Raw genomic sequence first — 8984 nt, 5'->3', positions numbered from 1 at the left:
AACGTCGGGCCGCGGCGCCACGTCCGCCCGAGCCCGCCTGCCGGCGGGCGGGTCGCGACCGTGAGCCGCCCGGGCGCGGCGGCGCGCACGTCGTCGGGCGTCCCCGCGGCGAGCACCGTGCCGGCGTCGAGCACGACGACGTCGGCGGCCCGCTCGGCCTCGTCGAGGTACGTCGTCGTGACGAGGACCGCCGCACCGGACGCCGCCGACTCCGCGACGAGCCGCCACAGCTCGACGCGGCTCACGGGGTCCACCCCGGTGCTCGGCTCGTCGAGGAGCAGGACGTCCGGCTCGTGCAGCATCGCGAGGCACACCCCGAGCTTCTGCCGCATCCCCCCGGACAGCTGCGACCCGAGCCGGCCGCGCGCCTCGGCGAGGCCCGCCCGCTCGAGCAGCTCGTCCGCGCGCCGTTCCCTGCGGGCGGCCGGCATGCGGTACGCGTCGCCGACGAGCTCGACGTTCTCCGCGACGCTCAGCGCCGGCCAGACGCCGCTGGAGGACGGCTGGTAGCCGACGCGGTCGCGCGTCGGGACGTCCACGGTGCCGCCCGCGACCGGCACCTGCCCGAGCAGCGCGCGCACGAGCGTCGTCTTGCCCGCTCCGTCGCCGCCCACCACCGAGGTGACCTGCCCCCGCGGGAGGTCGAGGTCCACGCCGGCGAGCGCGCGGACCACGTGCCCGGGCGCGGCGCGGAAGGTGACGTCGAGACCGCGCGCTCCCCAGGTCACCGGACCGCTCCGCTCGCCGCGGACGTCGCGGCCTCAGGCGCGGCGGGTCGGTGCCGGCGGGGATCTCTCGCGGGCGAGAGCTCGCGCGAGAGCCGCAGGACGGCCAGCCCGAACACGGCCACGGCCATCACGGCGAGCACCAGGAGCGGCAGCCAGAGCGCGGACCACGACGCACCGCGGACCATGACGCCCTGCGAGACCTCGGTGAACCACGTCAGGGGCAGGAGGTACCCGATCCAGCGCACCCCGGCCGCCATGGCGTCGAGCGGGAAGATCATGCCCGAGAGCAGGACCTGCGGGAGCATCGTCATGAGCGCGACCTGCACCGCCTGCCCGGTGGTCTGCGACACGGTCGAGATGAGCGCGCCGATGCCGAGGACGACGAAGAGGAACAGGGCCGCGCCCACGACGAACGGTCCGACGGGGCCGGCGAACGGCACGTCGAAGATCCACATGCCGAGCAGCGTCACGGCGACCATGTCGAGGCACGCCAGCAGGAAGTAGGGCGTGATCTTCCCCAGGATCACCGCGGCGGGGCCCAGCGGCATCACCGCGAGCTGCTCGAACGTCCCCGCCTCGCGCTCCTTGACGAGCCCGATCGACGTGATGATCGTCCCGATGAACGTGAGGATGAGGCCGATCAGCGCCGGCACCATCACCCACGAGGTGTCGAGGTCCGGGTTGAAGAGGATCTCCGAGTCCACCGCGTCCCCGAGGGAGGCGACGAGCACCTTCGCCGACTGCGCGGCGAAGAGGTTGGACCCGTCGATGTAGACCGTCGGCTTGTCCTGCCCCGGCGTGGGCGCGACGACCGCGACGTCGCTGCGGTCGTCGCGCAGCGCCGCGCGGGCGTCGGCGTCCGTGCCCGCGGGGTCCACGCTCACGACGTCGAGCGTGTCCGCGGCGGAAGGGTTCGCCTCGATCGCGTCCACCGCCTGCTCGGCGCCCGGCCCGACGGCCGTGACGGTCAGCGTCTCGACCGTGAAGTTTGCCGCGAACCCGAACACGACGAGCAGCAGCAGCGGCATCCCGACGAGCATCGCGACGGTGCGCCGGTCCCGGCGCAGCTCGCGGAACTCCTTGACGACCATCGCACGCACGGCGACCTCCCCGACTCCCCGCGCGTCGTCGCGCAGGACGAATTCAACACCCGTTGAAAGAGACGCTAGGTCGACCGTCGCGACGGGTCAAGGGTGCCGGGGCGGAGACGGTGGTCAGCCGAGGAAGACCTGCGCGCAGACGAGGCCGCCGACGTCCTCGGTCGCGTCTGCCACGCATGCGACCCCCACGGACGTCAGCGCCTGGTCGAGGAGGTTCGCCCGGTGCCCGTGGGACGCCATCCACGCGTCGACGACGGCCTCCGGCTCGGCGGCGGCGCGGCTGAGGTTCTCCGCCGCGGTGCCGCGCGCAGGAGCGCAGGCGGCCACGACCTCGTCGAGGGGTGCGTGCTCGAGCGGGGCGCCGACGAGCGCTCTGGCACGGGACAGCGCCTCCTCGGTCGCGCAGCCGCTCTCCTCCAACCGGGGCACCCCTGCCTCGTCGCGTTCCTCCTGCGTCGCCGCCAGCAGCCGGGCGGCGTACTCCGTCGGCTCCCACTGCTGCGTCGCCGGGGGGTCGGCGGCGCTCGGATCCCCCTGCTCACCGTCGTGGCTCGGCGCGCACGCCGCGACGGACAGGCTCGCGAGCGTGGTCACCAGCACCGCGAGCCCGCGTGCTCCGGCGCGGGGCCCGGAACCGACACGCGCCGCCGGGACGCCGTTCACCGCCGACCGAGCGCGCGATACGTCCACCCCGCGTCGCGCCACGCGGCCGCGTCGAGCGCGTTCCGGCCGTCGACGACGCGGGGGGCCGCCACGAGGCCGTACAGCTTGCCCGGGTCCAAGTCCCGGTACTCCCGCCACTCCGTGAGGACCAGCACGGCGTCCACACCGTCCACCGCCTCCTCGACGGTCTCGGCGAAGCCCAGCAAGGGGGCCTTGGCGCGCGCGTTCGCCAGCGCACGCGGGTCGGTGACGACGACGCGCGCGCTCCGGTGGTGCAGCCGCTCCGCGACGTCGAGCGCCGGCGAGTCGCGGACGTCGTCGCTGTCCGGCTTGAAGGCCGCGCCCAGCACCGCGATCCGCGCCCCCGCCAGCGGGCGGCCGTCGAGGACGCCGACCGTGAGGTCGACCATGCGCTCGCGCCGGCGCAGGTTGATCGAGTCCACCTCCCGCAGGAAGCTCACGGCGGGGTCCGCGTGCAGCTCCTCGGCCCGTGCCATGAACGCGCGGATGTCCTTCGGCAGGCACCCGCCGCCGAACCCGAGCCCGGCGTTGAGGAATCGCCGACCGATCCGCTCGTCGAGGCCGATCGCGTCGGCGAGGAGCGTCACGTCTCCCCCGGCGACCTCGCACAGCTCTGCCATCGCGTTGATGAACGAGATCTTCGTCGCGAGGAAGGAGTTCGCCGCGACCTTGACGAGCTCGGCCGTCGCACGGTCGACCACGAGCCGCGGCGTGCCGTCGCCGAGGGCTGCGGCGTAGACCGCGTCGAGCATGTCGACGGCACGAGCGCCGGCCGCGTCGTCGGGCACGCCGTAGACGAGCCGGTCCGGCCGCAACGTGTCCTGGACGGCGAACCCCTCGCGCAGGAACTCGGGGTTCCAGACGAGCGCCGCGGTGGGGCGGACGGCGGCGAGCTCGTCCGCGAGCCGCGCGGCCGTGCCCACGGGGACGGTCGACTTGCCCACCACGACCGCGTCGGCCGCGAGGTGCGGCACGAGGGCCTGGAAGGCGGCGTCCACGGACGACAGGTCGGCGGCGTACGAGTCGGCGCGCTGGGGCGTCCCCACGCACACGAAGTGGACCTCTGCGTCGGCCGCCGCGGCGGGGTCGGTCGTGAAGGTGAGCCGTCCGGAGGCGCTCGCCTCCGCGAGCAGCCCGTCGAGCCCCGGCTCGTAGAACGGTGCCCGCCCGTCGCGCAGCGCGCCGACCTTCCGTGCGTCGACGTCCACCCCGACCACGTCGTGGCCCAGCGTCGCCATGCACGCCGCGTGCACCGCCCCCAGGTAGCCGCAACCGATCACCGAGATCCTCATGTGCTCCCCTTGCTCGAACGTCGGCCGTCACCCTGTCGGCGCGGTCGTGGCCGACAGCTGCGGGCACGGACCGACCGCTGCCCTATTTCTTGCGCGGTACCACGACGTCGTCGAACGACCGGACGGGCCCGGACGGCACCGCGGCCGGGAACCCCCGGTCCGCGACCGGAGGCGGCGGGGGCGGGGCGCCCTCGCTCCCCGGCGTCCCGGCCCCTCCCGGCGCGGGCGCGGGCCGACGCGCGTGCTGGTGCGCCCGCCCCCTGCGGTCGGCGGGACGTCCCGACCGGGTGGGCGGGCCGGTCTCCGCCACGTACTCGTAGTACCCGTACTCGTGCGCGCCCGGACCCTTCACGGGTACCCGGTTCACGACCACCCCGAGCATCCGCACGCCGACCGTGCCGAGCGCCGAGAGGGCGGTCTCGAGCTGGTTGCGGTGCACGGTCCCCGCCCCGACGACGAGGATGGCGCCCCCCCACGGCCCTCGCGAGGACCGCCGCATCGGTGACCGGGAGCAGCGGAGGGGTGTCGATCACGATCGCGTCGTACTCCGCGCGGAGCCGGTCGAGCAGGTCGGCCATCGGGGCGGCACCCAGCAGCTCGCTCGGGTTCGGCGGCACCTGCCCCGCGGCGATCACGTCGAGGTTGCCGTTGCCCCAAGGCTGCACGGCGTCCTCGAGCCCGACCTTGCCGATGAGGACCGTGGTGAGCCCGACCGAGCCCTCGATCCCCATGTACCGCGCGACGGAGGGTCGGCGGAGGTCCGCGTCGACGAGGACCACGCGCTGGCCCGCGTCCGCGAGGGTGATCGCCAGGTTGATGCTCGTCGTCGTCTTGCCCTCGCCCGGCAGGGCCGACGTCATGACGTACGTGCGGGCGGCAGGTCCGAGCTCGAGGAACTGCAGGTTGGTGCGCAGCCGGCGGAACGACTCGGCCCGGATCGCCTTCGGCGACTCCTGCACGATGAGCGGGTGCTGCGGGGCGTCCTCCTCGTACCCGATGACCCCGAGCACGGGCGCGTCCGTCACGTCCTCGACGTCGGCCGTCGACCGGACGCGCGTGTCCAGGAGCTCGCGCACGACCGCCACCGCGACGCCGAGCACGAGGCCGACGACCAGCCCCAGCGCCAGGTTGAGCCGGACGTTCGGCGACGCGGCGGCGGTCGGCACGGTCGCCGCGCGGACGGTGCTGATCTGCACCGGCGAGTCCCCGCCCCCGGTCGGGGTCTCGAGCTCCCCCACGACCGACGCGAGCGACCGGGCCGTCGCGTTCGCGATCTCGGCCGCGAGCTGCGGGGACTCGTCCGTCGCGGTGACGTTGATGAGCGCCGTGTCGAGCGGGGAGTCGGCGCGGACGCGCTGCGCGAGCGAGCCGGCGTCGTCCGCGAGGCCCAGCTCCTCGACCACCGGGTCCAGGACCCGCGGGCTCGTCACGAGCTCGATGTACGACTTGACCTGGCGCACGGTGAAGTTCGAACCCTGCAGCAGGTCCGTGGTGGAGTCGGAGCCCTGCACCGACACGTACACCTGGGACCGCGCGGAGTACGTCGGCGTGGTCAGGAGCGAGTACGCACCCGCGATCGCCAGCCCGAGCGCACCGGCGACCACGATCGTGACCCACCTCTTGCGCAGCAGGACGAGGTAGTCCCTGAGCTCCATCGTCGTCCCCCTCACCGGGCCGCTCCCCCTGAGCGTCCACCCACGACCGCCTCAATCTCGCACAGGGCACCGCACGTCGCGAGCCTGGGCGGCGTCTCCGCCCGCACCGGGGTCACGCGCGGACCCTCCCGGCCTGCTCGCGGTACCACGCCACGGTGCGCTCGATCCCCTCGCGCAGGCCGGTGCTCGCCTCCCAGCCGCTCGCGCGCAGACGGGACACGTCGAGCAGCTTCTGCGGCGTGCCGTCCGGCCTCGACGTGTCCCAGTGCGTCGCGCCGTCGTACCCGACGACGTCGGCGACCGTCTCGGCGAGCTCGCGGACGGTGACGTCCTGCCCGGTACCGACGTTGACCTGGACGGGGCCGTCGTAGTGCTCCAGGAGATGCAGGCACGCGTCCGCCATGTCGTCGCTGTGCAGGAACTCTCGCCGTGGCGACCCCGTCCCCCAGTTCGTCACCTCCCGGGCACCGGTCCGCACGGCCTCGTCGTAGCGCCGGATCAGCGCGGGCAGCACGTGCGACCCGGTCGGCGAGAAGTTGTCACCGGGGCCGTAGAGGTTCGTCGGCATGGCCGAGATCCACGGCAGCCCGTCCTGGCGGCGGACCGCCTGGACGTGCAGGATGCCGGTGATCTTCGCGATGGCGTAGGCGTCGTTGGTCGGCTCGAGGGGTCCCGTCAGCAGCGCGTCCTCGACGATGGGCTGCGGCGCGAGCCGCGGGTAGATGCACGACGAGCCCAGGAACAGCAGCCGCTCGACCTCGGACGCCCGCGCCGCGTCGAGGACGTTCACCTGGATGCGCACGTTCTCGCTGAGGAAGTCGACGGGGTACGCCGCGTTCGCCATGATCCCGCCGACCTTCGCCGCCGCGAGGACGACGTAGCGCGGGCGGTGCGCACGGAAGAAGTCGTGCACCGCGTCGCGGTCGGTGAGGTCGAGCTCCGCGGAGGTCCGTCCCACGAGCCGGGAGAACCCGGCACGTTCCAGCCGGCGCCAGATCGCCGAGCCGACCAGGCCGCGGTGGCCGGCGACGTAGAAGACGGCGTCCCGGTCGAGCGGTGCCGGTTCGTGGCGGACGAGGTCGCGCTCGTCGGGCGACGTCACGCCGCGTCCCACGTCGCGAGCGCGACCCTGTCGATCCACGGCGACCCGGCGTGGCCCAGGGCCTCGACGTCCGCGTCGACCATGATGCGCGCGAGCTCGCGCCCGTCGACGGTCGGCTTCCACCCGAGGTCGGCGTGCGCCCTGCTGGGGTCGCCGATGAGGGCGTCGACCTCCGTCGGACGCAGGTAGCGCTCGTCGAACCGCACGTGGCGCTCCCAGTCGAGACCCGCGTGGGCGAACGCCTCCTGGAGGAAGTCGCGCACCGACAGCCCTATCCCCGTGGCGAGGACGTAGTCGTCCGGCTCCTCGGCCTGCAGCATGCGCCACATGCCCTCGACGTACTCGGCCGCGTACCCCCAGTCGCGGACCGCGTCGAGGTTGCCCAGGTACAGGTGCTCCTGACGACCGGCCTGGATGGCCGCCACGGCGCGCGTGATCTTGCGGGTCACGAACGTCTCGCCGCGGCGCGGGCTCTCGTGGTTGAAGAGGATCCCGTTGACCGCGAACATGTCGTAGGCCTCGCGATAGTTCTTCGTGATCCAGTACGCGTAGAGCTTGGCGGCCGCGTAGGGCGACCGCGGGTAGAACGGCGTCGTCTCGTTCTGCGGCGGCGGCGTCGCGCCGTAGAGCTCGGACGACGACGCCTGGTAGTACCGCGTCTCCACACCCGCCAGACGCACCGCCTCGAGCAGGCGGATCGCCCCCGTCCCGGTGGTGTCCGCCGTGTGCTCGGGCTCGTCGAACGAGACCCGGACGTGCGACTGCGCCGCGAGGTTGTACACCTCGTCCGGGCAGATCTGCGCGATGAGCGACACGAGGCGCGCACCGTCGGAGAGGTCGGCGTAGTGCAGGAACAGCCGCGCGTCCTCCTCGTGCGGGTCCTGGTAGAGGTGGTCGATCCGCGCCGTGTTGAACGTCGAGGCGCGGCGGATCAGCCCGTGCACCTCGTAGCCCTTGCGGAGCAGGAGCTCCGCGAGGTACGAGCCGTCCTGCCCCGTGATCCCCGAGATCAGTGCCTTCTTCGTCATACCGTCTCCCCCTTGCTCTCCCGGAGCCCACCCGGACCGGTGAGCACCCTCTCCTCGTCGTCCCGCACGGGCCGGGGCGGTTCGTCCCCCGGCCCTCCCGCACGCCAGCGCGACAGCCATCGCTCGAAGCGCGTCACCGCCGCGTCCTCGGAGAGGACGGAGCGGCGGTACTGCCGCCCGGCGGCCCCGAGCCGGTCCGCGCCGGCCGGGTCGTCGGCGAGCCGCACGACCGCGTCGACGAGCGCGCCCGGGTCCTCCGGCTCGACGCGCAGCCCCGCACCGGCGGCCGCGAGCTCCTCGGCCGTCGTCGACCCGGCTGCGGTCGCGGCGAGCACCGGCCGGCCGGCGTCGAAGTACGACGTCAGCTTGCTCGGCACGGACATCTGCGACAGCCCGGCCAGCTCGTTGACCAGGAGGACGTCGGCCGCCGCCATCGCCGCGACGAAGCCCTCGTCGGGCAGCGGGTCGACGAACTGGACCGACCTGATCCCGCCCGCCGCCGCCTCGAGCTCGCGGCGCCGGCTGCCGTCGCCCAGCAGCACGAACCGGACCCGCAGCCCGCGCCGGTCGACCAGCCGCCCGGCCTCGACGACGTTCTCGAGCCCCTGCTTCGCGCCCTGGTTGCCCGCGTGGAGCACGACGACCTCGTCGTCGCGCCAGCCCAGCGCGCGCCGTGCCGCAGCGCGGTCGACGGGCGCGCGCTCCGGCAGGTGGGTCCAGTTGCGGACGGTCGTGACGCGCTCCGGCGGCACGCCCAGGACGCGCACGAGGTGCGCGGCGAACCGGTCGTGGATCGCGACGACCGCGTCGGACCCGCGCGTCACCGCGCGCTCCACGGCCTGGACGACCCGCGCGACGGCACCGGTCGCGGTCCCGGTCTCCTCGACCCCGAGGGAGTACAGGTCCTGCGTCCAGAGCACGACCCGGCGCTCGCGTCCCACGACGCGCGAGAGCCGTGCGCGGGCCAGGGCCGCGGCCGCCGCGAAGAGCGACGGCGAGACGAGCAGGACGACGTCGCTCGCCGGCCAGCGCACCGCGGCCGAGCGGACACCGAACGACGTCTCGGCAGCCAGCCGGCGACCGGGTGTCGGCACGCGCGGCACGTAGTGGCGCAGGCGCCGGACCGGTACCCCGTCGACGACCTCGCGCGAGGACCAGGCGCCGTAACCGGCGCGCACGCGCCACTCCGGATAGTGCGGGTGGGTGGTGATGACCCGGACGTCGTGCCCGCGCTCCGCGAGCCGCCGCGCGAGGGCGGACGTGTACGGGGCGTTGCCCGACGGCTCGGGCGCGTAGTTCGCGCCGATCACGAGCACGCGCATCCTCGACGCCGTAGGGTCGGCAGCGGCAGACCGATCGTCTCGACCCCGGGGGCTGTGTTGACGACCGAACGGA

The 8984-nt window shown here is 74.1% G+C and carries 8 protein-coding genes; all 8 read right to left on the bottom strand.

The window, feature by feature from the left end:
- A partial coding sequence (locus tag FB00_RS15840; RefSeq protein WP_052877726.1) for an ABC transporter ATP-binding protein occupies positions 1 to 728 on the bottom strand: 728 nt, incomplete at its 3' end.
- Positions 725 to 1819: an ABC transporter permease gene (locus FB00_RS15835; RefSeq protein WP_047233865.1), complete on the bottom strand. Its 1095-nt coding sequence runs from the start codon at positions 1817 to 1819 to the stop codon at positions 725 to 727. The genes FB00_RS15840 and FB00_RS15835, both read right to left, overlap by 4 nt.
- A gap of 123 nt (positions 1820 to 1942) precedes the next feature.
- Positions 1943 to 2428 carry a CAP domain-containing protein gene (locus FB00_RS21255; RefSeq protein ID WP_197088830.1) on the bottom strand — a complete coding sequence of 162 codons (486 nt, stop codon included), beginning with the start codon at positions 2426 to 2428 and terminating at the stop codon, positions 1943 to 1945.
- A gap of 59 nt (positions 2429 to 2487) precedes the next feature.
- The gene (locus FB00_RS15825) at positions 2488 to 3804 is read right to left on the bottom strand and encodes a UDP-glucose dehydrogenase family protein (protein ID WP_047233864.1); all 1317 of its coding nucleotides are present in this window, start codon (positions 3802 to 3804) and stop codon (positions 2488 to 2490) included.
- Positions 3801 to 5459, bottom strand: a complete 1659-nt coding sequence (locus FB00_RS15820) for a polysaccharide biosynthesis tyrosine autokinase (protein WP_231581892.1) — start codon at positions 5457 to 5459, stop codon at positions 3801 to 3803. Before FB00_RS15820 ends, FB00_RS15825 begins: the two co-directional genes overlap by 4 nt.
- Positions 5460 to 5571: 112 nt before the next feature.
- Positions 5572 to 6561: a GDP-L-fucose synthase family protein gene (locus FB00_RS15815; RefSeq protein WP_231581891.1), complete on the bottom strand. Its 990-nt coding sequence runs from the start codon at positions 6559 to 6561 to the stop codon at positions 5572 to 5574.
- Positions 6558 to 7589, bottom strand: a complete 1032-nt coding sequence (gene gmd, locus FB00_RS15810; RefSeq protein WP_047233862.1) for a GDP-mannose 4,6-dehydratase — start codon at positions 7587 to 7589, stop codon at positions 6558 to 6560. The genes FB00_RS15815 and gmd overlap by 4 nt, the downstream gene beginning before the upstream one ends.
- The gene (locus FB00_RS15805) at positions 7586 to 8911 is read right to left on the bottom strand and encodes a glycosyltransferase (RefSeq protein ID WP_082141395.1); all 1326 of its coding nucleotides are present in this window, start codon (positions 8909 to 8911) and stop codon (positions 7586 to 7588) included. The genes gmd and FB00_RS15805 overlap by 4 nt, the downstream gene beginning before the upstream one ends.
- Between the last annotated feature and the right edge of the window lie 73 nt (positions 8912 to 8984).

It is taken from the genome of Cellulosimicrobium funkei, from assembly GCF_001019615.1.
In the GTDB taxonomy this organism is placed as follows: Bacteria; Actinomycetota; Actinomycetes; order Actinomycetales; family Cellulomonadaceae; genus Cellulosimicrobium; species Cellulosimicrobium cellulans_E.
This window is presented reverse-complemented; position numbering and strand designations above follow the sequence as displayed.